We start from the raw sequence: 24,132 nt of genomic DNA, 5'->3' as shown, positions 1-24,132 counted from the left end.
GACTGGCATTAGGGCAAGCCCCCTCCCACAGGGGATCTGCATTTATCTTCAAGATCCGGAGTTCAGTCATGGCCCTCGCCATTCCCACCCTCAAGCAGCGCCTGGCCCGTGCCGAGCGGCTTAACCGATGGAAGGCCCAGGCCTTGATTGCGCCGCTGGTGCTGTTTTTGCTGCTGGTGTTCCTGGTGCCCATTGTTGCGCTGCTCTACAAAAGCGTCGGCAACCCGGAAGTGGTCGCAGGCTTGCCGCGCACAGTGGTGGCAGTGACGGCCTGGGACGGTCGTGGCTTGCCCGGCGAGTCGGTGTACCAGGCGCTCAGTGAGGACCTGGGCGAAGCGCGCAAAAACCAGACCCTGGGCGATTTGTCCAAGCGCTTGAACATGGAGCTGGCCGGCTATCGCAGCCTGCTGACCAAAACCGCGCGGGCGCTGCCGTTTGCCGACGCGCCGGCCTCTTATAAAGCTGCGCTGGAAACCCTCGACGAACGCTGGGGCGACCCCGCGTACTGGCAGGCGATTCGGCGCAATACCAGCAGCCTGACGCCTTACTACCTGCTGGCGGCCGTCGATCACCGTATCGACGACCTGGGCGAAATCGCGCCGGCCACCCCGGACCAGGCTATCTATCTGGATATCTTCGCCCGCACATTCTGGATGGGCCTGGTCATCACCGTGATCTGCCTGCTGCTGGCCTATCCCTTGGCGTACCTGCTGGCCAACCTGCCGGCGCGTAAAAGCAACCTGCTGATGATCCTGGTATTGCTGCCGTTCTGGACCTCGATCCTGGTGCGGGTGGCGGCGTGGATCGTACTGCTGCAATCCGGCGGCCTGATCAACAGCGCCCTGATGGGCATGGGCCTGATCGATACGCCGCTGGAGTTGGTGTTCAACCGTACCGGTGTGTACATCTCCATGGTGCATATCCTGCTGCCGTTCATGATCCTGCCGATCTACAGCGTGATGAAGGGTATTTCGCCAACCTACATGCGTGCGGCGATTTCCCTGGGCTGTCACCCCTTCGCCAGCTTCTGGCGCGTGTACTTCCCGCAGACCTACGCCGGTGTCGGTGCCGGTTGCCTGTTGGTGTTCATCCTGGCGATTGGTTACTACATCACCCCGGCCTTGCTGGGCAGCCCGAACGACCAGATGGTCAGCTACTTCGTGGCCTTCTATACCAACACCAGCATCAACTGGGGCATGGCCACGGCGCTGGGCGGCTTGCTGCTGCTGGCGACGGTGCTGTTGTACCTGATCTACAACCGGCTGATGGGCGCCAGTCGCCTGCGCCTGAGCTGAGGAGACCCTGTAATGCTGAGCCCTTATATGTCACCGGTGGAGCGGCTGTGGTTCTACAGCCTGCGGATTCTGTGTGGCCTGATCCTGCTGTTCCTGATCCTGCCGGTACTGGTGATCATCCCGCTGTCGTTCAACAGCGGCAGTTTCCTGGTGTATCCGTTGCAGGGCTTTTCGCTGCAGTGGTATCAGGACTTCTTCGCCTCGGCCGAATGGATGCGCGCCCTGCGCAACAGCATCATCGTCGCCCCGGCGGCCACGGTGCTGGCGATGGTGTTCGGCACGCTGGCGGCGATTGGCCTGACCCGTGGCAACTTCCCCGGCAAGGCATTGGTGATGGCCCTGGTGATTTCGCCGATGGTGGTGCCGGTGGTGATTATCGGCGTGGCCAGTTACCTGTTCTTTGCCCCGTTGGGTCTGGGTAACAGCTTCTTCTCGTTGATCGTGGTGCATGCGGTCCTGGGCGTGCCGTTTGTGATCATTACCGTGTCGGCGACCTTGCAGGGTTTCAACCACAATCTGGTGCGGGCGGCGGCCAGCCTGGGCGCGTCACCGTTGACCGCGTTTCGCCGGGTGACCTTGCCGCTGATCGCGCCGGGGGTGATTTCCGGGGCGCTGTTCGCCTTCGCCACCTCGTTCGATGAAGTGGTGGTGACGCTGTTTCTCGCAGGGCCGGAGCAAGCCACGTTGCCACGGCAGATGTTCAGCGGCATTCGGGAAAACCTCAGCCCGACGATTGCAGCGGCGGCGACGTTGCTGATCGGGTTTTCAGTGGTGCTGTTGCTGACGCTTGAATGGCTGCGCGGGCGGGGCGAAAAGCTGCGTACCGCACAGGTCTAAAACCCGGCACAGATCAAACTGTGGGAGGGGGCAAGCCTCCTCCCACACTGGTTCTTTGTTCATTCAGATAATGACCATTCAGCTCTTGAATGGCAGACAACCCATTTGTCTCAGCTACTCTTGTGCCAGCCCATCTCTCAATAAGAGGCCGCGCACATGAGTACTTCCTCATTCAAGATCGCCCACAAACTGCTCACCGGCGCTGGCGCCATTGAGCAGCTCGCCGCCGAACTCACCCGCCTGGATGTGGATAACCCGTTGATCGTCACCGATGCCGTGCTGGTCAAGTCCGGCACGGTGGCGCTGGCGCTCGAGCACTTGGGCGGCCGCCCGTATGAAATTTTCGACCGCGTGCTGCCCGATCCGGAAATCGCCATTGTCGAAGACTGCATGCAGGCCTACCGCGATGGCGGGCACGATGGCCTGATCGGCGTGGGCGGCGGCAGTGCCATCGACATCGCCAAGAGCGTCGCCGCTTACGCCGGTTACCACGGCGCCCTGGCGGATTTGTTCGGGGTCGACCAGGTGCCGCGCAAGGGCCCGCCGTTGATCGCCATTCCCACCACGGCGGGCACCGGCTCGGAGGTGACCAACGTGGCAATCCTCTCGGACAAGGTCGCCCAGTTGAAAAAAGGCATCGTCAGCGACTACCTGCTGCCGGATGTGGCGCTGATCAGCCCGCAAATGACCCTGACCTGCCCGCGCAGCGTCACCGCCGCCAGTGGCGTCGACGCACTGGTGCATGCCATTGAATCCTACCTGTCGCTGAACGCCTCGCCGATTACCGATGCGCTGGCGATCGGCGCGATCAAGCTGATTGCCAGCGCACTGCCCAAGGTTTACGCCAACCCGGCCAACCTGCAGGCCCGTGACGACATGGCCACCGCCAGCCTGATGGCCGGCATGGCCTTCGGCAATGCCGGCGTGGGCGCGGTGCATGCGCTGGCGTATCCGTTGGGCGGCCGGTTCAACATCGCCCACGGCGTGAGCAATGCGCTGTTGCTGCCCTATGTGATGCACTGGAACAAGCTGGCCTGTGTCGAACGGATGCGCGACATCGCCCAGGCCATGGGCGTGAATGTCAGCAGACTGAGCGTGAATGATGCGGCCGACCAGGCTGTCGAGGCGATGACGAAACTCTGCGCCGCCGTTGAAATCCCGGCCGGCCTGCGCAGTTTCGGCGTGCCTGAGGAGGCTATCCCGGCGATGGCCACTGAAGCGGCGGGCATCGAACGCCTGATGCGCAATAACCCGCGCCAGCTCAGCGCGGCCGATATCGAGAAAATCTACCGGGCGGCGTACTAGCCGTTGAGTGAGGTCACGGTGCGCAGGGCAAAGCTGAGGTATACAATGCGCGCCATCGTGATTTAGCTCAAAAAAGGTGCGTCATGCAGCCCTTCGTCATTGCTCCATCGATTCTCTCCGCCGACTTCGCCCGCCTGGGCGAAGAAGTGGACAAGGTGTTGGCCGCCGGCGCCGACTTCGTGCACTTCGACGTCATGGACAACCACTACGTGCCCAACCTGACCATCGGCCCGATGGTCTGCGCGGCGCTGCGCAAGTACGGGATTACCGCGCCGATCGACGCACACTTGATGGTCAGCCCGGTGGACCGCATTGTCGGCGACTTCATCGAAGCCGGTGCGACCTACATCACGTTCCACCCGGAAGCCACGCTGCACGTCGACCGTACCCTGCAACTGATCCGCGAAGGCGGCTGCAAGGCAGGCCTGGTGTTCAACCCGGCCACACCCTTGAGCGTGCTGGAGTACGTGATGGACAAGGTCGACATGGTCCTGCTGATGAGCGTCAACCCGGGCTTTGGCGGGCAGAAGTTCATCCCCGGCACCCTGAACAAACTGCGCGAAGCGCGGGCGCTGATCGACGCATCGGGCCGCGATATCCGCCTGGAAATCGACGGTGGGGTCAACGTCAACAATATTCGCGAGATCGCTGCTGCGGGTGCCGATACGTTCGTGGCCGGCTCGGCGATCTTCAACGCCCCGGATTACCAGGAAGTGATCGCCAAGATGCACGCCGAACTGGCGCTGGCGCGTCCATGAGCGGCTTTGAGCAGCTGTTCCCCGGCAAATTGCCACGGCTGGTGATGTTCGATCTGGACGGTACCTTGATCGACTCGGTGCCCGACCTGGCGGCGGCGGTGGACCAGATGCTGCTCAAACTGGGGCGCAAGCCTGCGGGGATCGAGGCGGTGCGCGAATGGGTCGGCAACGGCGCGCCGATGCTGGTACGCCGGGCGCTGGCGGGCAATATCGACGCCGCCGGTGTGGATGAGGTGGAAGCCGAACATGCCCTCGAGCTGTTCAATGCCGCCTATGAAAGCAGCCACGAACTGACGGTGGTGTATCCCGGCGTGCGTGACACCCTCAAATGGTTGAGCAAGCAGGGCGTGGAAATGGCCTTGATCACCAACAAGCCGGAGCGCTTCGTCGCACCGCTGTTGGACCAGATGAAGATCGGCCGGTATTTTCGCTGGATCATCGGCGGCGACACCCTGCCGCAGAAAAAGCCCGACCCGGCGGCGCTGTTCTTCGTGATGAAAATGGCCAATATTCCGGCGTCCCAATCGTTGTTCGTGGGCGATTCGCGCAGCGATGTATTGGCGGCAAAAGCCGCAGGGGTGCAGTGCGTGGCCTTGAGTTACGGCTACAACCATGGCCGGCCGATTGCCGAAGAATCGCCGGCGCTGGTGATTGATGACCTGCGCCTGTTAATCCCCGGTTGCCTGGGCGCGGGCGCTGAGATAACGTTGCCCGATATTGATCCGTCCTTTTCAGGAAATCCCATCGTGGTGGTCACTCGCAAACTCTGGATGAAAGTCATCAAGGCCCTGGCCCGCTGGCGTTGGCGCGCCTGACTGATCCTGGCCGCTTTGTGCGGCACGTTTGCCTACCTGACCGATTGACCCTCACACCACGAGGCACCTGATGATCCGCGAAGAATTCCTGCGTTTGGCCGCTGCCGGCTATAACCGTATCCCCATGGCCCGCGAAACCCTGGCCGACTTTGACACGCCGCTGTCGATCTACCTGAAACTGGCCGATGAGCCGAACTCGTATCTGCTGGAGTCGGTACAGGGCGGCGAGAAGTGGGGCCGTTATTCGATCATCGGCCTGCCGTGCCGCACGGTACTGCGGGTTCATGACCATCATGTGAGCATCACCCATGATGGCGTCGAGATCGAAAGCCATGACGTAGACGACCCGCTGGCCTTCGTCGAGGCCTTCAAGGCGCGCTACAACGTGCCGACCATTGCCGGCCTGCCTCGTTTCAACGGCGGCCTTGTGGGGTATTTCGGTTATGACTGCGTGCGCTACGTGGAGCAGCGCCTGGGTAAATGTCCGAACCCGGACCCGCTGGGCGTACCGGACATCCTGCTGATGGTCTCCGATGCGGTCGTGGTGTTCGACAACCTCGCCGGCAAGATGCACGCGATTGTGCTGGCCGACCCCTCCCGGGCGGATGCCTACGAACAAGGCCAGGCCAGTCTCGAAGCACTGCTGGACAAGCTGCGCCAGCCGATCACGCCGCGTCGTGGCCTGGACCTCAGCCGTCCGCCTGCCGCTGACCCGGTGTTTCGTTCCAGCTTCACGCAAGCGGACTACGAGCGCGCAGTGGACACCATCAAGGAATACATCCTCGCCGGCGACTGCATGCAGGTGGTGCCTTCGCAACGGATGTCGATTGATTTCAAGGCGGCGCCGATTGACCTGTACCGGGCGCTGCGCTGCTTCAACCCGACGCCGTACATGTACTTCTTCAACTTCGGTGATTTCCACGTGGTGGGCAGTTCACCGGAAGTGCTGGTGCGCGTCGAAGACAACCTGATCACCGTGCGGCCCATCGCCGGTACGCGCCCGCGTGGCGCTACCGAAGAAGCGGACCTGGCGCTGGAAGAAGACCTGTTGAGCGATGACAAGGAAATCGCCGAGCACCTGATGCTGATTGATCTGGGGCGCAATGACACGGGGCGTGTCTCGGAAATCGGCTCGGTGAAGTTGACCGAGAAGATGGTCATCGAACGGTACTCCAATGTGATGCACATTGTGTCCAACGTCACCGGGGAACTGAAAGCCGGGTTGACCGCGATGGACGCACTGCGTGCCATTCTGCCGGCCGGTACCTTGTCGGGCGCGCCGAAGATTCGCGCGATGGAAATCATCGACGAACTGGAGCCGGTCAAGCGGGGCGTCTACGGCGGCGCCGTGGGGTATTTCGCCTGGAACGGCAACATGGACACCGCGATTGCGATCCGTACGGCAGTGATCAAGGATGGCGAACTGCATGTGCAGGCCGGTGGCGGCATTGTGGCTGACTCGGTGCCCGCCCTGGAATGGGAAGAAACCCTGAACAAGCGCCGCGCGATGTTCCGGGCGGTGGCGCTGGCCGAGCAAACCCCGCAGGACTGAAGCCGAATGTGATTCAAATGTGGGAGGGGGCTTGCCCCCGATAGCGATCTTTCAGTTCATGATGCACTGGCTGACACATTGCTATCGGGGGCAAGCCCCCTCCCACATTGGTTTGTGTTGGTTTCAGGATTGGCTAGAAATCCAGGCTCACCCCGACACTGACCCCTTGCTGGGTCAGGTTGTCATCCTTCCTCACGTTATACGCCGCGCGTAACGCCAGTTCCTGCGTCAGCTTGTGGCTGACACCCAGGCTCAAGCGATCCGAATTGCTGCGCGGCGTATACCCGTCCAGCTTGAAGTCGATCCCCGGCACGCTGTTGAGCGCGATGTTGACCTTCTGCGTGTCGTTCTCGAACTCATGCTCATGCGCCACTTCCCCATACACCTGGGTCTGCGGGGTGATGCGGTAGCTGCCTTGCAGGCCGACGCCAAGGCGTTTGGAGTCGCGCTGTTGGTCATCAAAGGTCAGGGCGGTGGAGCGGCTGTCTTTCTCCGAGTAGCCGTTGACTTCGACGCGCGCGTAATCGGCGCTGATGAAGGGCGACAAGTGCCAGTCGCTGCCTGGCGCAGCGATGTCGTAGCCCACGCGGCCGCTCAAGGCCCAGAGCCAGCCATCGGTGTCACCTTTCTCCGACCCTTCGCTGACGCCCAGGGCGAACTTGCGCTTGAGGTTGTCGAAGTCCAGTTTGCCGCCGGTCAAGGCCGCATCGGCCCACCAGTGATTCTGCTGATACTGGGCAAACGCGGTGCCCATGTAACTGTTGAGCTTGTAATCCGAATCGCTGGCGCCGGCTTCCAGTGTCTGGCGGTACAGGCCCGCGGCGACGCCTACGCGCCAGGCTTCGTTGAGTCGGTAGCTGCCGCCGATATTGAGGTTGTAACCGCTGCCATCGCCGCTTGCCGAGCTGTTCTGGTCGTCGAAATCCAGCCGTTGGCCACCGACTGCCACGATCGCTCGCCATTGGCCGACGGCTTGCCAGTGGCCGGTGTCTGCCTGCCATTGATTGCGCAACTCATCCTGGTGGGCGCGCAATGTGCCTTGGGCCATTTCCGGCAGCAGCGTGATTTCCCACGGCGCGGCGAGCAGCGAATAGGCGTAGTCGGCGATCAGCTGTTGCCCGGCGATGGTCGGGTGGACCGAGTCGTTATAGATCAGCTTGGTCGGGTCCGGGTTGGTGCCACCGATGCCGTACACCGGATTGGCGGTGCAACTGTTGCCACTGAAGCAGGTGCCCGTGAGGTTTTGCCCGATGGCGAGGCCGAAGCGGGCCGGATTGGCAAAGGCTTCATTCAATAACAATGGAATGTTCAGTGGTATGACTTGCGCATCGATTTGCGACAGGCGCTGTACCAGGGACTGGTTGAAAACAGCGCTCAGGGCCGACGTCGCTGCCTGCTGCGGCGTGCCGTTGACGGCCGGCGTCAGGCCGATGTCGGGCAACATCCATACCATGATGTAACGCGCACCGGCTTGTTGCAGGGCTTGGGCACTGTCGGCCAATCGCCCGCCGGCGGCGACCGCTTGAGCGTGGCTGAGTACGCGCCCCTGGAGGAAGTCATTGCCGCCACCGGACAAAAAGTACAGCGCATTCGGATCGGCCAGCCCGCCGTTTGCCGGCAGGTAACCCTGTCGACTGCGCAGCACCGTGCCGCCCCCGGCATTGCCGGGCGGGATCGCCGCGTTGGAGACGTTGGTGATGGAGTCGAGGATATTGTCGGTACGGTAGCCGCCGACCGCCCAGTTGTTTCCGTCCGGCAAGCCCTGGATCGCGCGCACCGGTGAGGTGGAGGCATTCAGGTCGTTTGGCGCTACACCCAGCTTCGCGCCGAGCAGCGTCGAAGAAACCAGACCATAGTCTCCCTGGAATGTCGGCCCGGTACGGTTGGTGAAGCGCAGGGTCGATCCGGCACTGCCGTCGGGAAACTGGCCGGCATCGGCCAGGCTGTCACCGAATACCACCATCGTTGAATAGGGTGACGATGCTGCATGAGCCTGTGCACAAGCCAGGGAAAGCAAGCCGGCGGCCAGGGGCGCGAAGAACGGAGTTCTGAGCATGGAATATTCCATTGAGTTGTTTTTGTGTCGGAACCGAAACACTAGCAAAATATCGAGCGTTTTCTACAGGGCAAAACCGAATTTTGCTGTGGGCATCGCATTGAGCCCAGCCCGTATTTGCGGCGCCATATTGCACGGTTGGCGAGGCTACGTTACTGTGCCTGGACGTATGAATGAGACCCTCCCCGTGTTGATCATCAGCAGACTCTTGATGCGAGTAGTCAAGGCACACGCCCGTTGGCGTTGGCGCGCCTGACATTTTTCTCCGCCGGCCTGGCCGGACCTGTACCGATTTGCCTTCTTCACCCTGTTTGACGCCCCTTGCCGCTCACCCCGGCAACCGGAACGTGCGTCCGGCAGCGGGCCAAATGCCTGGAAGGCGGTCATTTGAAATCAGTGAATTCAAGAGGTTTGAACCCACATGTTGCTGATGATTGATAACTACGATTCCTTTACCTACAACGTTGTGCAGTATCTGGGCGAGCTGGGTGCCGAGGTCAAGGTGGTGCGCAACGACGAACTGACAGTCGCCCAGATCGCTGCGCTGAACCCTGAGCGCATCGTGGTTTCGCCCGGCCCGTGCACACCGACCGAAGCGGGCATCTCCCTGGAAACCATCCAGTATTTCGCCGGCAAGCTGCCGATTCTGGGCGTGTGCCTGGGACACCAGTCCATTGGTCAGGCCTTTGGCGGTGATGTGGTGCGCGCGCGCCAGGTGATGCACGGCAAGACCAGCCCGGTATTTCACAAGGACCTGGGTGTCTTCCAGGCGCTCAACAATCCTGTAACCGTGACCCGTTACCATTCCCTGGTGGTCAAGCGCGAAACCCTGCCCGAGTGCCTGGAACTGACGGCCTGGACCCAGCTGGAGGACGGCTCGGTCGATGAGATCATGGGCCTGCGCCACAAGACACTGAATATCGAAGGGGTGCAGTTTCACCCTGAATCGATCCTGACCGAGCAGGGCTACGAGCTGTTCGCCAATTTTCTCAAGCAGAGCGGCGGCACGCGCTAAGGATTTTCCATGGATATCAAGACTGCCCTGGGCCGTATCGTCGGTCACCTGGACCTGAGCACCGCTGAAATGAGCGATGTGATGCGCGAGATCATGACCGGTCAGTGCTCCGACGCACAGATCGGCGCCTTTATGATGGCCATGCGCATGAAGAGCGAAAGCATCGACGAAATCGTTGGCGCCGTGTCGGTGATGCGTGAACTGGCGGACAAGGTCGAGCTCAAGACCCTCGACGGCGTGGTCGATGTGGTCGGCACCGGCGGCGACGGTGCGAACATTTTCAACGTATCGACGGCGTCCTCGTTCGTGGTCGCGGCAGCGGGTTGCACCGTGGCCAAGCACGGCAATCGCGCGGTGTCCGGCAAAAGTGGCAGCGCCGACTTGCTGGAAGCCGCCGGTATCTACCTGAACCTGACGCCGGTACAGGTGGCACGCTGCATTGACAGCGTCGGCATTGGCTTCATGTTTGCCCAGTCCCACCACGGCGCGATGAAACACGCCGCCGGCCCGCGCAAGGACCTCGGCCTGCGTACCCTGTTCAATATGCTCGGCCCGCTTACGAATCCGGCCGGTGTGAAACATCAGGTCGTCGGTGTCTTCAGCCAGGCGTTGTGCCGGCCGTTGGCTGAAGTGCTGCAGCGCCTGGGCAGCAAGCATGTGCTGGTGGTGCACTCCAAAGACGGCCTGGATGAATTCAGCCTGGCCGCACCGACCTTCGTGGCAGAGCTGAAGGACGACCAGGTCACTGAATACTGGGTCGAGCCTGAGGACCTGGGCATGAAGAGCCAGAGCCTGCATGGCCTGGCGGTGGAAAGCCCGGCGGCGTCGCTTGATTTGATTCGTGATGCATTGGGGCGACGCAAAACCGAAAACGGTCAAAAAGCCGCAGAAATGATTGTGCTCAATGCGGGCGCGGCACTTTACGCAGCGGACCATGCCTATAGTCTTAAGGAAGGTGTGGCCCTGGCTCACGATGCATTGCACACCGGTCTGGCTCGCGAGAAACTCGAAGAACTCGGAGCATTCACCGCCATATTCAAGATGGAGAATGAAGCATGAGTGTTCCCACCGTTCTGGAAAAAATCCTGGCGCGCAAGGCTCAAGAAGTTGCCGAGCGCCGTGCCCGTGTGAGCCTGGCTGAACTGGAAGCCCAGGCAAAGGCTGCCGATGCACCGCGCGGTTTTGCCAATGCCTTGATCGCCCAGGCCAAGCTCAAGCAGCCGGCTGTGATCGCTGAGATCAAGAAGGCCTCCCCGAGCAAAGGCGTTATCCGCGAGCACTTCGTGCCACATGAAATCGCCGCCAGTTATGAAAAGGGCGGAGCGACCTGCCTGTCCGTACTGACTGACATCGATTACTTCCAGGGTTCCGACTTATTCCTGCAGCAGGCACGCGCCGCGTGCAAGTTGCCGGTGATTCGCAAGGATTTCATGGTTGATCCCTACCAGATCGTCGAAGCCCGCGCGCTGGGTGCCGACTGTGTGCTGCTGATCGTTTCCGCCCTGGATGACGTGAGGATGGCCGAGCTGGCGGCTGTGGCCAAGGGTGTGGGCCTGGATGTACTGGTCGAGGTGCATGATGGCGACGAGCTGGAGCGCGCGCTGAAAATCCTCGACACCCCACTGGTGGGGGTCAACAACCGTAACTTGCATACCTTTGACGTCAGTCTGGAAACCACCCTTGATCTGCTGCCGCGTATTCCGCGTGATCGCCTGGTGATTACCGAGAGCGGCATCGTCAACCGCGCCGATGTGGAGTTGATGGAAATCAGCGAAGTGTATGCGTTCCTGGTCGGCGAGACGTTCATGCGCGCGGAGAACCCAGGGGCCGAACTGCAGCGTCTGTTCTTCCCGGAGCGTGGCGTGACGGTCAGCGGTTCGACCCTGGATTGATTCCAGCGCAGTCGGTCCGTTTTTGAAATGCAGTAAAAAAGTGTGGGAGGGGGCTTGCCCCCTCCCACATTGGTTTTGTGCTTATTCAGGTGGGTAAATGTTAATGACCAAGCCGGTTTCGATGACGGTAGAAGCAGGGCTTGCAGCCGAACAAGCCTTGCTGGCCGCCGTCTGCGCCGGTGAGCAGGAATTCGGTCTGTTGTTCTGGCAGCCCAACGATCAAGCCTTGGTCATGCCACGCCGTTTGAGCCGATTACCGGCCTTTGAAGCCGCCAGCCAGGTCTCAGCAGACGCGGGTTGGCCGGTGTTGTTGCGCGAGACCGGCGGTGAGCCGGTGCCGCAGTCCGCCGCTACTGTCAATATCGCCCTGGTCTACGCGCCTGCGCGCAGTGAAGGTGATCAAGGGCGCATCGAAACCGGCTACCGACGGTTGTGCCAGCCGATTTGTGATGTATTGACCGAGTTGGGCGGCGACGCATCCGTTGGCGAAATCGACGGCGCGTTCTGCGACGGTCGTTACAACGTCAATCTCAACGGCCGGAAAATGGTCGGCACGGCCCAACGTTGGCGCCAGAGCGGCGGTCGCCCGGTGGGCTTGGTGCACGGTGCCTTATTGCTGGACAATGATCGCGATGAGTTGATTATGGCGGTCAATCGTTTCAATGAAGCCTGTGGTCTGGAGCAACGGGTGCGGGCCGAGAGCCATATCGCACTGCACGAGGTGTTCACCGCGCCCGATGTAATCGGCCGGCTCGACACCTTGTACCGTCAGATGCTGGCAGGCTTGCTGCCAGGTTAACGGGTGCCGAACACCACCATTGTCTTGCCTTTGACGTGCACCAGGTTGCGCTCTTCCAGATCCTTGAGCACGCGCCCCACCATTTCCCGCGAACAGCCGACGATGCGCCCGATTTCCTGGCGTGTGACTTTGATCTGCATGCCATCGGGGTGGGTCATGGCGTCAGGTTGCTTGCACAGCTCCAGCAGGCAGCGAGCGACACGCCCGGTCACATCGAAGAATGCCAGGTCGCCGACCTTGCGCGTGGTATCCCGCAGGCGCTGGGCAATCTGCCCGCTCAAGGCATACAGAATGTCCGGATCCTGTTGGGCCAGTTCGCGAAATTTCGTATAGCTGATCTCGGCCACTTCGCACTCCACCTTGGTGCGTACCCAAGCGCTGCGCTGCTGCTCCTTGCCCGCTTGCTCGAACAGTCCCAGCTCGCCAAAGAAATCCCCGGTGTTGAGGTAGGCAATGATCATCTCGCGACCGTCTTCGTCCTCGATCAGGATGGTGACCGAGCCCTTGATAATGAAGAACAGGGTTTCGGAGCGCTCGCCCGCGCAGATGATGTTGTGCTTGGCCGGATGACGCCGGCGCTGGCAATGCATCAGCAGCTTGTCGAGGTTCTTGATCTTGGGTGTGGGAGTAAGAGCAACCATGGTTGTATCCCGAAAGACTGCGCGATGGGGTTGGATTTGTTTTTATCAGCGATACCGGCATTGACGTACGCTGTACAAAGGATGGCAATGCGCCATTGATTTGGCGCCAGCTTACCAGACACATTCTGACTCGATTAGCGTATTTCACCGGCAAACGCTGTTTATTGATCGTTTTCATGCAGTGCACGGCTGTCCTGAGGCCCTGTGCTAAGCTGGCGACCCTTTTTTAGCAGTGGAGTCTGGGCGATGAAGGCACGCATCCAATGGGCGGGCGAAGCCATGTTCCTCGGTGAGTCGGGCAGTGGCCACGTGGTGGTCATGGACGGCCCGCCGGAAGCCGGTGGCCGCAACCTGGGTGTACGCCCGATGGAAATGCTGCTGCTGGGTGTCGGCGGTTGCAGCAATTTCGATGTGGTCAGTATCCTGAAAAAATCCCGTCAGGCCGTGGAAAGCTGCGAAGCCTTTCTGGAGGCCGAGCGTGCCACCGAAGATCCCAAGGTGTTTACCAGGATTCATATGCATTTTGTGGTCAAGGGCCGGGCGCTGAAGGAGGCGCAGGTCAAGCGTGCCATCGAGCTGTCGGCAGAGAAATACTGCTCGGCCTCGATCATGCTCGGCGCGGCCGGTGTAGCCATCACCCATGATTACGAAATTATCGAGTTGGGTTGATCGTAGAACGACGGGCAAAAAGAAGGGCGCTTTGATAGCGCCCTTTTTACATGATCATTCCCACGCTCTGCGAGATGATCGTTCCCACGCTCCGCGTGGGAATGCATTCTCGTGACGCTCCGCGTCACCCTTGCGCAGGTGCCGGGTTTTGCGCTCTTCGTGCTTTCAAATCCGATAGGTGCTTTTGGTCATGACCTTGGCCAACAGACTCATGCCGAACCTCACCGGCGCAGGGAAGCGAAAGCCGCCGGCATCCAGCGCGCTTTCTGCGTGATGCTCTTCGTCGATGCGCATCTGCTCGAGAATGGCCCGTGACTTTTGGTCCTCGGCCGGCAGTTGTTCAAGGTGTTCGTCCAGGTGCTTGCACACCTGATGCTCGGTTGCCGCGACAAAACCCAGGCTGACCTTGTCGCTGATCAGGCCGGCAGCGGCGCCAATCCCGAACGACAAGCCATAAAACACTGGGTTCAGCACACTGGTATGACTGCCCAATTGGCGAATGCGTTGTTCGCACCAGGCCAGGTGGTCGATCTCTTCCTCGGCCGCATGCTCCATTGCCGCGCGTATCTGCGGCAACTTGGCGGTCAGTGCCTGGCCCTGGTACAACGCCTGGGCACAGACTTCACCGGTATGGTTGATACGCATCAGGCCGGCCACGTGGCGGGTCTCGCTCTCGCTCATCTGCGCGTCCGGCTGCACGATGGCCGGTGACGGACGATACGGTTGGCCGCTGAATGGCAGCAGCGTACGCATGGCTGTGTCGGCTTGCAGTAACAGACGGTCAATCGGCGAGTAGTGACGTTGGGTAGTCATGCTGACCTCCGGAAAGAATCTCGGCGGCCAGTTTACCGCAAGAGAGGACGGCGCGTTTGCGCTGAGTCAATTTGCCCCGGTGCACTCAGCCCGGCGGCCAGTTCATCTGGCGCTGACCCAGCACGTGCATATGGATGTGGTACACGGTCTGCCCGCCGTCTTCGTTGCAGTTCATCACCACGCGAAAGCCTTTCTCGCAGCCTTGCTCCACCGCCAGGCGTTGGGCCGTGAACAGAATATGGCCGGCCAGGGCTTTATCGTCCTCGGTCAGGTCGTTGAGGGTGCGAATGGGCTTTTTCGGGATGACCAGGAAATGCACCGGCGCCTGCGGGGCGATATCGTGGAAAGCCAGCACCTGGTCATCTTCATAGATGATGTTCGCCGGTATTTCTCGATTGATGATCTTGGTGAACAGAGTATCCACAGCTGTTTCTCCATAGTGAACGAGAGGGTCAGTGTACTGGGGCGCTCAACGCGGGCAATAGGCCTTGTTGATCGCACCGGCAATTTTTCGGGTAAGCCAGCGCGGGCTCAGGCGCGGGCTGAAGGCGAGCCAGCGGTTGCGGCGCCCCGGAATGATGATCGCCTTGTTCTTCTCCAACGCACGCACGGTGAAGAGCGCGACTTCTTCGGGGCTCATCAACTGCTGGCTGCGGTCGAGTTTTGCAGTGTCCATTTGCGCGGTGCCGAAGAAAGCGGTGCGCGTAGGCCCGGGGCAGAGCACCGAAACCTTGATGCCACAGGTCTTGAGCTCCTCGCGCAGGCCTTCGGAGAAGTGCAGTACATAGGCTTTGCTCGCGTAGTAGCTGCTCATCCACGGGCCCGGCTGGAAGGCGGCAACCGAGGCGACGTTGAGAATCTGCCCGCCGCCATGCAGCGCCATGGCATTGCCCAGAGCGTGACACATGCGGGTCAGGGCGAGGATGTTGACTTCGATCAGGTCCTGCTCGGTCATCCAGTCCTGGGCCAGGAACGGCCCGCTGGTGCCGATACCGGCGCAGTTGACCAACAGGTCGATCTGTCGCTCACCCTCTTCGAGTTCCAGCAAAAAACCTGACAACCGCAGCGGCTCGCCCAGGTCGCAGGCACGGAACAGCACCTCGACGCCGAAACGTTGAGTCAATTCGGTTGCAATGCTTTCCAACTGATCACGCTGGCGGGCCACCAGAATCAAACTGCGGCCACGTCGAGCCAGTGCTTCGGCCAAAGCCAGGCCGATACCGCTGGAGGCACCGGTGATCAGAGCGTAACGGGTCATGCCTTTCTCCATCGCCACGCCACCGAGCCTGTGACAGAGGCATCACAGGCGGGGGGGCGTTTCTTCACTGTTCTGGAGAGTCTACAGGTTCGGCCGTGTCGTCAGCACTCTGCGCTGCTTCGTCCTCGACCATGACGTCTGGGGCGGCGGCGTCGTCGGCGGTAATGGAGCTGCTTTCATAGCCGCCGCCCATGTTGGCTTCCAGTTGGTCCAGGTAGCCGTTCATGCCCAGGGTTACCACGACGATGAGCATCAATGGGATGAACGCCAGCCACAACGAGGCGAGGATTTTAACCGCCGTGGAGTTGCGCGGTGGAGGTGCACCGTACTGGTTGGCGCCGGTGTTGCCCGGCCATACCAGCAGCAGCAGAGGGAAAATGCTGTTCACCACCGGAACCAGGTTCAGCAGGTACAGCCAGCCAGACCAGCCGATGTCGTGCAGGCGCTGCACGCCGATTTGCACGCTGACGACCACAAGTCCCACAAACAGTGCGAAACCCAGCAGCGAGCCGAGAATGATTGCGATCGTTGGCGAAGCAGTAGCCACCGCGAAACCCACGGTACTGATGATCCCGCCAGCCACCAGCATCGCGACGGTCAGTGCCAGCGTCCAGGCGAGATAGCGCAGGCGACCGATACGCCCGTGGATGGTGAAGACCTTGAGCGTGGAATACTCCGGCAGGTTATCGCCGACGGCGGCGCGTGGTGGTGCATACGGTGATGCGGCGGAGGTTGAGAAGTCCGGCGCGGACGAGCCTGTCTCGTGGGTTTCGGCAAGGCTGAAAGCCACAGGTTGTTCGGCCTCGATACGTGCGTCGACTCCGGCGTTCTGCAGCGCGGTGAGATAGGTTTCAGCGTCGGCACGTGACAGATCGCGCTTGAGCGCGACCTCGCGGCCGGTGAACAGCTTTTCGATCGCCTCGACGTCGCTCTTGAACAGCTCGGCGAGGTTCAGCTTGGCGGTGGTGCTTTCGACACCCGGGCGCAAGGCTCCGTCAAACACAATCTTGAAACGGTTGTCGCTCATGCGGGCATCCTTGGCACTTTTTTCAGGGAGGTTGTGCAGGCCGGCTCAATTGGCAGGCCTGGCATCTGGGTCAACGTGGCCAGCGCAATTGTGCTGCGTTTTCGCGTGCCTGGCGGTATTGAGCGTCCAGGCGTGCGACGAGTTCATCCACGCCGGGTAAATCATTGATCTCACCGACGCCTTGGCCGGCCGACCATACAGTCTTCCATGCCTTGGCCTCATCGCTCAACGGTTTGAGCTTGGAGCCGACATTGACCTCACCTTTGCCCTGGAGGGCAGCGAGATCAAAACCGGCGTTTTCCAGGCTCTGGCGCATGAAGCTTGCAGGCACGCCGGAAACAGCCGGAGTGTGCACGATGTCGGCGGCGTGCGCTGTGAGCAGCATCTCTTTATACGCATCCGGTGCTTGGCTTTCGGTGGTACCGATAAAGCGCGTGCCGAGATACGCCAGGTCCGCACCGAGCAGTTGGGCGGCGAGAATTTCCCGACCGTGGTTGAGACAGCCGGCGAGCAGCAGGGTTTTGTCGAAGAACTGGCGTATCTCGGCAATCAGCGCAAAGGGACTCCAGGTGCCGGCATGACCACCTGCGCCGGCGGCGACCGCGATCAACCCATCGACGCCCGCTTCAGCGGCTTTTTCGGCGTGACGACGGGTGGTGACGTCGTGAAACACCAGGCCGCCGTAGCTGTGCACTGCATCGACCAACTCCTTCACGGCACCAAGGCTGGTGATGACGATGGGCACTTGGTGCTCGACGCAGAGGGCCAGGTCGGCTTCAAGCCGTGGGTTGCTGTTGTGTGCGATCAGGTTGACGGCATAGGGGGCGGGGTTATCCAGCTGCGCCAGGCCTGCTTCGATTTCCTCCAGCCAGGCCTTGAAGCCGCTGCTTTCGCGTTGGTTGAGCGCCGGGAAACTGCCGACCACCCCGTTGCGGCAGCAGGCCAGCACCAGTTGCGGGTTGGAGATCAGGAACATGGGGGCAGCCACCACGGGCAGGCGCAGGCGTTGGTCAAGCAGGGCGGGCAGCGACATTGGAGGTTCCCCCGAGTAATTGAAGTTAAAACGGTTTGACCACGACCAGAATTACGATTGCCAGCAATATCAGGACCGGCACTTCATTGAACCAGCGATAAAAGACATGGCTGCGGCTGTTTTCACCACGGGCGAAGCGTTTTACCTGCGCGCCGCACATGTGGTGATAGCCGATCAACAGGACGACCAGGGTGAGCTTGGCGTGGATCCACGCGCCCGATTGGAAAATACCGGGGTTAAGCACCAGCAACCAGATGCCGAAGACCAGCGTGGCGATCATCGCAGGGCCCATGATGCCGCGGTACAGCTTGCGCTCCATGACGCTGAAGCGCTCCTTGCTGACGGTGTCCTCGCTTTGGGCGTGGTAGACAAACAGGCGTGGCAGGTAGAACAGCCCAGCAAACCAGCAGACGATGCTGACGATATGGAAGGCTTTGACCCATAGATAAAGCATTTTTAGTTATTCCCAGGTTCACGGTAGCGAAGATAGTAGTAGCTCAAGCGCCCGTACGTCACGTTGGCGGTTGTCGCAGGACGATACGGACCCTATTATCGACGGCTTTCCAGTGGTTCGTTGAGGGCAGGTTTATGGTCAAGGTCGGTATCGTCGGCGGCACGGGTTACACCGGTGTCGAATTGCTGCGTCTGTTGGCTCAGCATCCGCAGGCTGAGGTGGTGGTCATCACTTCACGCTCCGAGGCGGGCCTGGCCGTGGCCGATATGTACCCGAACCTGCGAGGCCACTACGACGGCCTGGCCTTCAGCGTGCCGGACATCAAGACACTGGGTGCCTGTGACGTGGTGTTCTTCGCCACGCCTCACGGGGTCGCGCATGCATTGGCCGGTGAACTGTTGGCGGCGGGCACCAAGGTGATCGATCTGTCCGCCGACTTCCGCCTGCAGGATGCCGATGAGTGGGCCAAATGGTACGGCCAGCCTCACGGCGCGCCAGAGTTGCTGGAAGAAGCGGTGTACGGCTTGCCGGAAGTCAATCGTGAGCAGATCAGGCAGGCCCGCCTGATTGCGGTGCCGGGTTGCTATCCGACGGCGACTCAGCTGGGTTTCCTGCCGTTGCTGGAAGCAGGCCTGGCGGACGCCTCGCGTTTGATCGCTGACTGCAAGTCCGGTGTCAGCGGCGCCGGTCGCGGTGCTGCGGTAGGCTCGCTGTATTCCGAGACGTCGGAAAGCATGAAGGCTTATGCGGTCAAAGGGCATCGTCATTTGCCTGAGATCCGTCAGGGGCTGCGCCGCGCTGCGGGTAAGGACGTGGGCCTGACCTTCGTGCCGCACCTGACGCCGATGATCCGCGGGATTCACTCCACCTTGTACGCGACGGTTGTCGATCGGTCGGTTGACCTGCAGGCATTGTTCGAAAAGCGTTATGCCAATGAGCCCTTCGTCGACGTGATGCCGGCGGGCAGCCATCCGGAAACCCGCAGCGTGCGCGGCGCCAACGTGTGCCGGATTGCGGTGCATCGTCCGCAGGACGGCGACCTGGTGGTGGTGCTGTCGGTGATCGACAACCTGGTCAAGGGTGCGTCGGGCCAGGCGGTGCAGAATATGAACATCCTGTTTGGCCTGGATGAGAAGCTCGGCCTGTCCCACGCAGGGATGCTGCCTTAAAAGCGGCTGCAAGCTTCAAGTTGTCAGCGGCAAGCGTGTAGCTTAAGGCTTGAAGCTTGCCGCTGCCCCGCATAATAGTTGACCGCTTTTCTAGGAGAAGCGGATAATGCTCGCTATTACGCATATGACGGCGCTACGCCGGGAGATTATCAGCATGAGCGTTGAATCCTTCACCCCCACGGCTTTGCAATTCACCCACGGTGCTGCGCACAAGGTGAAGAGCCTGGTCGATGAAGAGGGTAATGATCGCTTGAAGCTGCGCGTATTTGTTACGGGCGGCGGTTGTTCAGGGTTTCAGTACGGTTTTACCTTCGATGAAGATGTGGCCGACGATGACACCATCGTTGAGCGCGAGGGCGTGAGCCTGGTTGTGGATCCGATGAGCTTCCAGTACCTGGCGGGGGCTGAAGTGGATTATCAGGAAGGGCTGGAAGGGTCGCGTTTCGTGATCAAGAACCCCAACGCCACGACTACCTGTGGTTGCGGGTCTTCGTTCTCGATCTGATCGAACGCCTGGCCTGCACGTATAAAGAAACCTGCACGGATACAAAAACGCCGCTTGGCTTTGATCGGCCAAGCGGCGTTGTGCTGTCTGGCGCTCAGGCGGGGTAGATCGCGCCCAGCACCCGCAGCCCGCGAGCACCGGTGACGCTCGGGCGGTTCGCGGCGATGCCTTCAAGGCAGCAATGGGCCAGCCAGGCGAAGGCCATGGCTTCCACCCAGTCCGGGTCTACGCCATAGGTGGCTGTGCTACTGACCTGGGTGGACGGTAGCAGTGCAGCCAGTCGATTCATCAGCGTCCCGTTATGGGCGCCACCGCCGCAGACCAGCAGGGTGTCGGTCTGGTGTTGAGCGCTTTGCAGGGATTCGACGATGGTCAGGGCGGTCAGCTCGAGCAATGTGGCTTGCACATCCTCGGGAAGAAACGCCGGCAACTCGCCGAGATGGTGCTGCAGCCAGTCCAGGTTGAACACTTCTCTTCCGGTACTCTTGGGCCCTTTGGTCGCGAAAAAAGCATCGCTGAGCAGCGTGTCTAGTAGCGGCGGCTGAACCTTGCCACTGGCTGCCCATTGCCCGTCACGATCAAACGGCTCGCCGCGTTGGTGATCAATCCACGCGTCCAGCAAGACATTGCCCGGGCCGCAGTCAAAGCCCGATACAGGTTTGCCGGTTTCTATCAGGCTCAGGTTGCTGAAGCCACCGACGTTCAGCACGGCACGGTTGCCGGCACGTTCACCGAACAGCGCCTCGTGAAAGGCCGGTACCAAAGGGGCGCCCTGGCCACCTGCGGCGACGTCGCGGCTGCGGAAGTCGCTGACCACCGTGATGCCCGTCAGCTCGGCGAGTAATGCCGGATTGCCGATCTGTACCGTAAAGCCCCGGGCGGGTTCATGGCGGATGGTCTGCCCATGGCTGCCAATCGCGCGGATGTCGTGAGGGGTGAGGTTTTGCTGGGCCAGCAAGGCGTGGATGCCTTGGGCGGCGAGTGTTACCCAGGACTGCTGGGCGATGGCCGAGCGGGCAATCTCATCCGGCCCGCTGGCGCACAGGCTGAGCAGCTCGGCGCGCAGCTCGGCAGGCATGGGGATGTAGTGGGTGGCGATCAGGCTGAGCGCCGAATCCTGCTCGATGAGGGCGATATCCAGGCCATCGAGGCTGGTCCCGGACATCACACCTATATAGCGCGGCATACCTTAACGCTTCGCCGAAGCCAACAGGGTGGAGCGTTCCTGATCCATGCGGGCCATCAACGGTTGGCTTTGCTGCATGAAGCGCGCGCGCTCTGCCTTGGCAATGGGGTCGGCCATCGGCAGCTTCTGGCCCAGTGGATCAACGTGTACACCGTTGACCTGGAACTCATAGTGCAAGTGCGGCCCGGTGGACAGGCCAGTCGTGCCGATATAACCGATCACTTGGCCCTGCTTCACGTTTCCACCGGTTTTCACGCCCTTGGCGAACCCTTGCATGTGGCCATACAGCGTGCGGTAGGTATTGCCGTGCTGGATGATCACCGTGTTGCCGTAACCACCGCGACGCCCGGCCAACAGGACCTTGCCGTCGCCGGCTGCCTTGATTGGCGTGCCACGCGGAGCGGCGTAGTCGACACCTTTGTGGGCGCGGATTTTGTTCAGAATTGGATGCTTGCGACCCATGGAGAAACGCGAGCTAATACGGGCGAAGTCCACCGGTGTACGGATGAACGCCTTGCGCATGCTGTTGCCGTCAGCCGTGTAGTAGCTGCTGTTGCCCTGTTTGTTGGTGTAGCGCACGGCGGTGTAGGTCTTGCCGCGGTTTGTGAAGCGCGCAGAGAGAATATTGCCGGTGCCGACTACTTTGCCATTGGCGACTTTCTGTTCGTAGATCACATCGAATTCGTCACCCTGGCGTATGTCCTGGGCGAAGTCGATGTCGTAGCCAAATACGCTGGCCATGTCCATGGTCATGCTGTGGGACAGGCCGGCACGGGCGGCGGATTGCGACAGCGAGCTGTTGATCACGCCGTGTACGTAGGCAGAACGCATGACCGGCTTGGTGGTGATGCGATTGAAGGCAAAACCCTTGGCGCTTTTGCTCAGGCTGATGCTTTCCAGGTCGCTGATATTGGTGTGCAGGTTATTCAGTTGGCCGTCGGGCGTCAGTTCGAATTCAAGCTTCTGGCCATGTTTGAGCTGGGTGAACTGCTTGGCTTGCTTATCGGTGGCGAGGACGTCATTGACGGTGGCGGCGGGCAATCCGACCTTTTCGAACAGTGTTGACAGTGTGTCACCTTTGCTCACGATCACTTCGCGATGCTGGGCGTTCTTGGGCGCGACGGCTGCGGGCTTGTCCTGAGCAGCGTTTTGAGTCTCTTGCGGGGTGTCTTCAATCTGCGCGAACGGAGACTCGTTCGGGGTATTTGTGGCTTGTTGCGCGTCGGAAGCGTCTTGATCTTGTGTCAGTTGCTCAACGGGACTTTCCAGGTCAAGGCTTAGGGATGTTCGTTTGGCTTCTACGTCACTGGAAGGGAATACCAGGAGTGCCAGGCTGAGAAGGGCGGCGATACCACTTGCGGCGAGCAGGTGGGTCTTCGGGTAAAGCGGCGGCGCTTTAGACGGTTCAGTGGTCATAAGTATTTTGACTTTGAAGATGAAATGGAAAAGATGAATGACATGATGAAGATGAAATAACTGTATAAAATATAACCAAATCATCTGTGGCGCAAGCTCGCGAACGCTGGGCTTGCGCAATGGTGTCCGTTCACAGGGCAAAACTTGTAATTAGTCCCTGATCTTGTATGGTTGGTTCCCTTTTGAATCTGAGCCTTGCGGGTCTGTTATGAAGTCGGTTGAAGAGCAGCTAGCGCTGATAAAACGTGGTGCGGAAGAACTGTTGGTCGAGGCCGAGCTGATAGAAAAGCTCAAGCGTGGCCAGCCCCTGCGTATCAAGGCAGGCTTTGATCCTACCGCGCCTGACCTGCACCTTGGCCATACCGTGCTTATTAATAAGCTGCGTCAGTTCCAGGACTTGGGGCATCAGGTCATCTTCCTTATTGGTGACTTCACCGGGATGATCGGCGACCCGAGCGGCAAGAGCGCAACGCGCCCACCGCTGACGCGCGAACAGGTTCTCGACAATGCCGAGACCTACAAGACCCAGGTGTTCAAAATCCTTGATCCGGCCAAAACCGAGGTGGCCTTCAACTCCACCTGGATGGACCAGATGGGGCCGGCGGATTTCATTCGCCTGACGTCGCAGTACACCGTCGCACGCATGCTTGAGCGTGATGACTTCGACAAGCGCTACTCCACCAATCAGCCGATCGCGATCCATGAGTTTCTTTACCCGCTGGTCCAGGGGTATGACTCGGTGGCTTTGCGTGCGGATGTTGAGCTGGGCGGGACGGATCAGAAGTTCAACCTGCTGATGGGGCGTGAGCTGCAGCGCGCCTATGGGCAGGAAGCGCAGTGCATTCTGACCATGCCGTTGCTGGAGGGGTTGGATGGCGTCAAGAAGATGTCCAAGTCCCTGGGTAACTATGTGGGTATCCAGGAAGCGCCGGGCGTGATGTACGGCAAGCTGGTTTCCATTCCGGATTCGTTGATGTGGCGTTACTTCGAATTGCTGAGCTTTCGCTCGATGGATGAAATCAATGCGTTGCGTGCTGATGTGGAGGCGGGTGCCAACCCGCGTGATGTGAAGATCAAGCTGGCCGAAGAGATCGTGGCGCGCTTCCATGGTGAAGAGGCTGCGGCCAACGCTCACCGTGCGGCGGGCAATCGCATGAAGGATGGCGAGTTGCCGGACGACCTGCCGGAGATCGAATTGACTGCGGCTGAGGCGATGCCGATCGCGGCAGTCCTTAATAAGGCAGGTTTGGTGAAGAACTCTGCGGTGGCGCGTGACCTGCTCGGTTCGGGTGGTGTGCGTATAGATGGTGAAGTGGTCGATCGCACCTTTATATACGAGCTGGGCGCTACCCACGTTTGCCAGGCGGGGAAGAAGGCATTTGCGCGTATTACGCTCAAATCCGAATAAGTCTCTAATTAGGGGTTGACGGCGAATTATATCTCTCTATAATTCGCCCCACTTCCGGCGCAGTCGAAACGGAAAACTCCTTGGTAAACAAAGAGTTAAGTAGTTTTCGACAGCAAGTCGCTTCAGTTCATCGAAGCCAAAAGGAAGTTGAAAAAGAGGTGTTGACAGCAGCGTGTAACGCTGTAGAATTCGCCTCCCGCTTACGAGAGATCGCAAGCGCAAGTGGTTG

24 protein-coding genes are annotated in these 24,132 nt (G+C 60.4%); 14 read left to right on the top strand and 10 right to left on the bottom strand.

The window, feature by feature from the left end:
• Positions 1–68 precede the first annotated feature (68 nt).
• The 6 genes from J1G34_RS25265 to trpE all read left to right on the top strand — a co-directional run bounded on the left by J1G34_RS25265 (position 69) and on the right by trpE (position 6,562).
• A complete protein-coding gene (locus J1G34_RS25265; RefSeq protein WP_222994798.1) occupies positions 69–1,295 on the top strand; it encodes an ABC transporter permease in 1,227 nt (408 codons plus the stop codon).
• Positions 1,296–1,307: 12 nt separating this feature from the next.
• Positions 1,308–2,132, top strand: coding sequence for an ABC transporter permease (locus tag J1G34_RS25260; RefSeq protein ID WP_065885518.1), 825 nt, complete (start codon positions 1,308–1,310; stop codon positions 2,130–2,132).
• A gap of 156 nt (positions 2,133–2,288) precedes the next feature.
• Positions 2,289–3,437 carry an iron-containing alcohol dehydrogenase gene (locus J1G34_RS25255; protein WP_122562051.1) on the top strand — a complete coding sequence of 383 codons (1,149 nt, stop codon included), beginning with the start codon at positions 2,289–2,291 and terminating at the stop codon, positions 3,435–3,437.
• Between the two features lie 83 nt (positions 3,438–3,520).
• The gene (rpe, locus tag J1G34_RS25250; protein WP_065894198.1) at positions 3,521–4,195 is read left to right on the top strand and encodes a ribulose-phosphate 3-epimerase; all 675 of its coding nucleotides are present in this window, start codon (positions 3,521–3,523) and stop codon (positions 4,193–4,195) included.
• The gene (locus J1G34_RS25245) at positions 4,192–5,010 is read left to right on the top strand and encodes a phosphoglycolate phosphatase (RefSeq protein ID WP_065885521.1); all 819 of its coding nucleotides are present in this window, start codon (positions 4,192–4,194) and stop codon (positions 5,008–5,010) included. The genes rpe and J1G34_RS25245 overlap by 4 nt, the downstream gene beginning before the upstream one ends.
• Before the next feature lie 70 nt (positions 5,011–5,080).
• Entirely contained in the window at positions 5,081–6,562 is a 1,482-nt protein-coding gene (trpE, locus tag J1G34_RS25240) for an anthranilate synthase component I (RefSeq protein WP_065885522.1), read from the top strand.
• 133 nt (positions 6,563–6,695) lie between these two features.
• On the opposite strand, the gene estP is transcribed toward trpE, so the two are convergent.
• Complete coding sequence (estP, locus tag J1G34_RS25235; RefSeq protein WP_222994797.1) at positions 6,696–8,618, bottom strand: esterase EstP; 1,923 nt, start codon at positions 8,616–8,618, stop codon at positions 6,696–6,698.
• A 421-nt stretch (positions 8,619–9,039) separates the two neighbouring features.
• Here estP and J1G34_RS25230 point away from each other — a divergent pair, with 421 nt between their 5' ends.
• The 4 genes from J1G34_RS25230 (at position 9,040) to J1G34_RS25215 (ending at position 12,324) form a co-directional block, all read left to right on the top strand.
• On the top strand, positions 9,040–9,633 hold the full coding sequence (locus J1G34_RS25230) for an aminodeoxychorismate/anthranilate synthase component II (protein ID WP_065894201.1): 594 nt from the start codon (positions 9,040–9,042) through the stop codon (positions 9,631–9,633).
• A gap of 9 nt (positions 9,634–9,642) precedes the next feature.
• Positions 9,643–10,692, top strand: coding sequence for an anthranilate phosphoribosyltransferase (gene trpD / locus J1G34_RS25225; RefSeq protein ID WP_065897265.1), 1,050 nt, complete (start codon positions 9,643–9,645; stop codon positions 10,690–10,692).
• Entirely contained in the window at positions 10,689–11,525 is an 837-nt protein-coding gene (gene trpC / locus J1G34_RS25220) for an indole-3-glycerol phosphate synthase TrpC (protein WP_065885526.1), read from the top strand. Before trpD ends, trpC begins: the two co-directional genes overlap by 4 nt.
• A 103-nt stretch (positions 11,526–11,628) precedes the next feature.
• Complete coding sequence (locus J1G34_RS25215) at positions 11,629–12,324, top strand: lipoate--protein ligase family protein (protein WP_222994796.1); 696 nt, start codon at positions 11,629–11,631, stop codon at positions 12,322–12,324.
• Here J1G34_RS25215 and crp read toward each other — a convergent pair.
• Entirely contained in the window at positions 12,321–12,965 is a 645-nt protein-coding gene (crp, locus tag J1G34_RS25210) for a cAMP-activated global transcriptional regulator CRP (RefSeq protein ID WP_057723693.1), read from the bottom strand. The two genes, J1G34_RS25215 and crp, sit on opposite strands and share 4 nt — an antisense overlap.
• Positions 12,966–13,211: 246 nt before the next feature.
• Here crp and J1G34_RS25205 point away from each other — a divergent pair, with 246 nt between their 5' ends.
• The gene (locus J1G34_RS25205; RefSeq protein WP_003210947.1) at positions 13,212–13,634 is read left to right on the top strand and encodes an OsmC family protein; all 423 of its coding nucleotides are present in this window, start codon (positions 13,212–13,214) and stop codon (positions 13,632–13,634) included.
• Positions 13,635–13,799: 165 nt separating this feature from the next.
• Here the strand turns inward: J1G34_RS25205 and coq7 are convergent, their stop codons facing one another.
• From coq7 to hemJ, 6 genes are all read right to left on the bottom strand, one after another.
• A complete protein-coding gene (gene coq7, locus J1G34_RS25200; RefSeq protein ID WP_065894207.1) occupies positions 13,800–14,447 on the bottom strand; it encodes a 2-polyprenyl-3-methyl-6-methoxy-1,4-benzoquinone monooxygenase in 648 nt (215 codons plus the stop codon).
• 85 nt (positions 14,448–14,532) lie between these two features.
• Entirely contained in the window at positions 14,533–14,871 is a 339-nt protein-coding gene (locus J1G34_RS25195) for a histidine triad nucleotide-binding protein (protein ID WP_065885529.1), read from the bottom strand.
• Positions 14,872–14,916: 45 nt separating this feature from the next.
• On the bottom strand, positions 14,917–15,705 hold the full coding sequence (locus J1G34_RS25190; RefSeq protein WP_065885530.1) for an SDR family NAD(P)-dependent oxidoreductase: 789 nt from the start codon (positions 15,703–15,705) through the stop codon (positions 14,917–14,919).
• A gap of 64 nt (positions 15,706–15,769) precedes the next feature.
• Positions 15,770–16,732, bottom strand: coding sequence for a DUF805 domain-containing protein (locus tag J1G34_RS25185; protein WP_065894210.1), 963 nt, complete (start codon positions 16,730–16,732; stop codon positions 15,770–15,772).
• A gap of 70 nt (positions 16,733–16,802) precedes the next feature.
• Positions 16,803–17,765: an NAD(P)H-dependent flavin oxidoreductase gene (locus tag J1G34_RS25180; protein ID WP_222994795.1), complete on the bottom strand. Its 963-nt coding sequence runs from the start codon at positions 17,763–17,765 to the stop codon at positions 16,803–16,805.
• A 25-nt stretch (positions 17,766–17,790) separates the two neighbouring features.
• Positions 17,791–18,219, bottom strand: a complete 429-nt coding sequence (hemJ, locus tag J1G34_RS25175) for a protoporphyrinogen oxidase HemJ (protein WP_222994794.1) — start codon at positions 18,217–18,219, stop codon at positions 17,791–17,793.
• A 134-nt stretch (positions 18,220–18,353) separates the two neighbouring features.
• Between hemJ and argC the strand changes: the two genes are divergently transcribed.
• Both argC and erpA read left to right on the top strand, forming a co-directional pair.
• On the top strand, positions 18,354–19,388 hold the full coding sequence (argC, locus tag J1G34_RS25170) for an N-acetyl-gamma-glutamyl-phosphate reductase (protein ID WP_065894216.1): 1,035 nt from the start codon (positions 18,354–18,356) through the stop codon (positions 19,386–19,388).
• 154 nt (positions 19,389–19,542) lie between these two features.
• Complete coding sequence (erpA, locus tag J1G34_RS25165) at positions 19,543–19,893, top strand: iron-sulfur cluster insertion protein ErpA (protein ID WP_003176443.1); 351 nt, start codon at positions 19,543–19,545, stop codon at positions 19,891–19,893.
• Between the two features lie 94 nt (positions 19,894–19,987).
• Here the strand turns inward: erpA and J1G34_RS25160 are convergent, their stop codons facing one another.
• Together J1G34_RS25160 and J1G34_RS25155 are read right to left on the bottom strand one after the other, a co-directional pair.
• A complete protein-coding gene (locus J1G34_RS25160) occupies positions 19,988–21,079 on the bottom strand; it encodes an anhydro-N-acetylmuramic acid kinase (protein WP_065894217.1) in 1,092 nt (363 codons plus the stop codon).
• Positions 21,080–21,082: 3 nt separating this feature from the next.
• Positions 21,083–22,495 carry a peptidoglycan DD-metalloendopeptidase family protein gene (locus J1G34_RS25155; RefSeq protein ID WP_065894218.1) on the bottom strand — a complete coding sequence of 471 codons (1,413 nt, stop codon included), beginning with the start codon at positions 22,493–22,495 and terminating at the stop codon, positions 21,083–21,085.
• 208 nt (positions 22,496–22,703) lie between these two features.
• On the opposite strand from J1G34_RS25155, the gene tyrS reads away from it, so the two are divergent.
• Positions 22,704–23,903, top strand: a complete 1,200-nt coding sequence (gene tyrS / locus J1G34_RS25150) for a tyrosine--tRNA ligase (RefSeq protein WP_065885537.1) — start codon at positions 22,704–22,706, stop codon at positions 23,901–23,903.
• Positions 23,904–24,132: the final 229 nt, after the last annotated feature.

Source organism: Pseudomonas sp. Wu6, from assembly GCF_019891515.1.
GTDB classification, from domain to species: domain Bacteria; phylum Pseudomonadota; class Gammaproteobacteria; order Pseudomonadales; family Pseudomonadaceae; genus Aquipseudomonas; species Aquipseudomonas orientalis_A.
The sequence above is the reverse complement of the archived record's forward strand: the minus strand, read 5'-3'. Positions and strand labels throughout refer to the sequence as shown.

Bases quoted from the DNA above. Each gene is read 5' to 3' on its own strand.
- J1G34_RS25265 (WP_222994798.1), top strand. From the start codon at position 69: ATGGCCCTCGCCATTCCCACCCTCAAGCAGCGCCTGGCCCGTGCCGAG.
- J1G34_RS25260 (WP_065885518.1), top strand. From the start codon at position 1,308: ATGCTGAGCCCTTATATGTCACCGGTGGAGCGGCTGTGGTTCTACAGC.
- J1G34_RS25255 (WP_122562051.1), top strand. From the start codon at position 2,289: ATGAGTACTTCCTCATTCAAGATCGCCCACAAACTGCTCACCGGCGCT.
- rpe (WP_065894198.1), top strand. From the start codon at position 3,521: ATGCAGCCCTTCGTCATTGCTCCATCGATTCTCTCCGCCGACTTCGCC.
- J1G34_RS25245 (WP_065885521.1), top strand. From the start codon at position 4,192: ATGAGCGGCTTTGAGCAGCTGTTCCCCGGCAAATTGCCACGGCTGGTG.
- trpE (WP_065885522.1), top strand. From the start codon at position 5,081: ATGATCCGCGAAGAATTCCTGCGTTTGGCCGCTGCCGGCTATAACCGT.
- estP (WP_222994797.1), bottom strand. From the start codon at position 8,618: ATGCTCAGAACTCCGTTCTTCGCGCCCCTGGCCGCCGGCTTGCTTTCC.
- J1G34_RS25230 (WP_065894201.1), top strand. From the start codon at position 9,040: ATGTTGCTGATGATTGATAACTACGATTCCTTTACCTACAACGTTGTG.
- trpD (WP_065897265.1), top strand. From the start codon at position 9,643: ATGGATATCAAGACTGCCCTGGGCCGTATCGTCGGTCACCTGGACCTG.
- trpC (WP_065885526.1), top strand. From the start codon at position 10,689: ATGAGTGTTCCCACCGTTCTGGAAAAAATCCTGGCGCGCAAGGCTCAA.
- J1G34_RS25215 (WP_222994796.1), top strand. From the start codon at position 11,629: ATGACCAAGCCGGTTTCGATGACGGTAGAAGCAGGGCTTGCAGCCGAA.
- crp (WP_057723693.1), bottom strand. From the start codon at position 12,965: ATGGTTGCTCTTACTCCCACACCCAAGATCAAGAACCTCGACAAGCTG.
- J1G34_RS25205 (WP_003210947.1), top strand. From the start codon at position 13,212: ATGAAGGCACGCATCCAATGGGCGGGCGAAGCCATGTTCCTCGGTGAG.
- coq7 (WP_065894207.1), bottom strand. From the start codon at position 14,447: ATGACTACCCAACGTCACTACTCGCCGATTGACCGTCTGTTACTGCAA.
- J1G34_RS25190 (WP_065885530.1), bottom strand. From the start codon at position 15,705: ATGACCCGTTACGCTCTGATCACCGGTGCCTCCAGCGGTATCGGCCTG.
- J1G34_RS25185 (WP_065894210.1), bottom strand. From the start codon at position 16,732: ATGAGCGACAACCGTTTCAAGATTGTGTTTGACGGAGCCTTGCGCCCG.
- J1G34_RS25180 (WP_222994795.1), bottom strand. From the start codon at position 17,765: ATGTCGCTGCCCGCCCTGCTTGACCAACGCCTGCGCCTGCCCGTGGTG.
- hemJ (WP_222994794.1), bottom strand. From the start codon at position 18,219: ATGCTTTATCTATGGGTCAAAGCCTTCCATATCGTCAGCATCGTCTGC.
- argC (WP_065894216.1), top strand. From the start codon at position 18,354: ATGGTCAAGGTCGGTATCGTCGGCGGCACGGGTTACACCGGTGTCGAA.
- erpA (WP_003176443.1), top strand. From the start codon at position 19,543: ATGAGCGTTGAATCCTTCACCCCCACGGCTTTGCAATTCACCCACGGT.
- J1G34_RS25160 (WP_065894217.1), bottom strand. From the start codon at position 21,079: ATGCCGCGCTATATAGGTGTGATGTCCGGGACCAGCCTCGATGGCCTG.
- J1G34_RS25155 (WP_065894218.1), bottom strand. From the start codon at position 22,495: ATGACCACTGAACCGTCTAAAGCGCCGCCGCTTTACCCGAAGACCCAC.
- tyrS (WP_065885537.1), top strand. From the start codon at position 22,704: ATGAAGTCGGTTGAAGAGCAGCTAGCGCTGATAAAACGTGGTGCGGAA.